Below are 1,312 nucleotides of genomic sequence, written 5' to 3' on the forward strand. Positions count from 1 at the left end.
GTGTCCAGTTTGGTCTGCCTGATGTGTTCTTAAAATTAGTTTAATTGATGCCATAGTGTTAGGAAATTAGAAATGTTGTACTATATTTGTAAAGCAATGCAAACGAGTGAAAGTATTGTAAATACTGGGTTTTCAATTGGATGCATCGTGATACGAAGGTACAACATTGGGTACAACAAAACAAGTATTTCATTGCTTTTTTATGCTTAAAATTGCACTGTCAAATTTAATAAAGTCAATGAATACAATACTTTAAGTGCAATTAGGAACTGGCAATTATAAAATAAGGATAACAGCGGTTTGGCAAGATTGCGAATTTTGTGGTAAATTCACGTTTGCGTTCCGCAAGAAATTTTATCTTTAGTGGAAAATAAACGGTTACGAAGTTCGCAACCTCGCCAAGCGGCGGAACGTCAGGCTGTGAAATAACCTCCTTTTCCCCTTTCAATCTTCAAATTTTCCTAGTGCTATAATCCAAATAAAGCCTTTTAGAGAAGGCTTTATTTTAGGTCGCTAATTTGGTTTGTCCAAAAAGGAAGGGGGATATACCCTTTAAATAGTCCGTTTTTACTAAAAACAAAACTTTGTTCTTGTAAGGTGAGTTCCATTTTTTGAGTTTGGCAATCAGCTCAGGAACACCCAGGATATTGATGCTGCGTTTGATGTTATAAACCAACATAATCAAGCTATGTTCTCCGTTTACTTTTTCTAAACCTATTAAATCGGTGTAATTGTAACCCCATTTTCGCTTTATTGTCCCAAAGATATGTTCGTTAATCTCCTGCCTCTTTCGGTAGAGTTGTGGGTTGTCTTTGTAGCGCTGATGGTTCTCCTCGACAGCATCGGCGTACTGACTTCGGTCTATTTCTCTTCCTCCTTTCCTACTAGTACATAAGTCTTTTACTGGACAGGTTCTGCAGGCTGGTGTGCGGTATTTTTGGAATTGATAGCCGCTTTCTTCGGTGCGCCCTGTTTTCTTGTGCCAGCTCCCTGTGGTAGTCAGGGTTTGTCCTTGTGGACAAGTATAAGTATTTGCCTCATTGTTATAGGTAAATTGTGATACAAAATACTCGGGTTGGGTACCGTTTTCGTTACTCTTACCTTGATCAGGATGCGCCACAATGGTGGTGATGTTGGCTTGCTTGCAGGAGTCTATTTCTCTTCCATTATGGTAGCCTTTGTCTACTAAAACTGTAAAGGTTTCTAGTGCTAAATTCTCTTTGGCTTCTAATGCAATGGCCGAAAGTGCGTTTTTATCATTGCGATTGATGGTGTGTGTGGCTACTACTAAATTGTGTTTATCATCTACAGC

Annotated in this window: 1 protein-coding gene; it reads right to left on the bottom strand. The window is 38.8% G+C overall.

Features of this window, described 5'->3' with window-relative positions:
* Positions 1-505: 505 nt before the first annotated feature.
* A partial coding sequence (locus RMO83_RS01315) for a transposase (protein WP_310557865.1) occupies positions 506-1,312 on the bottom strand: 807 nt, incomplete at its 5' end.

It is taken from the genome of Flavobacterium sp., from assembly GCF_031423415.1.
GTDB lineage: Bacteria > Bacteroidota > Bacteroidia > Flavobacteriales > Flavobacteriaceae > Flavobacterium.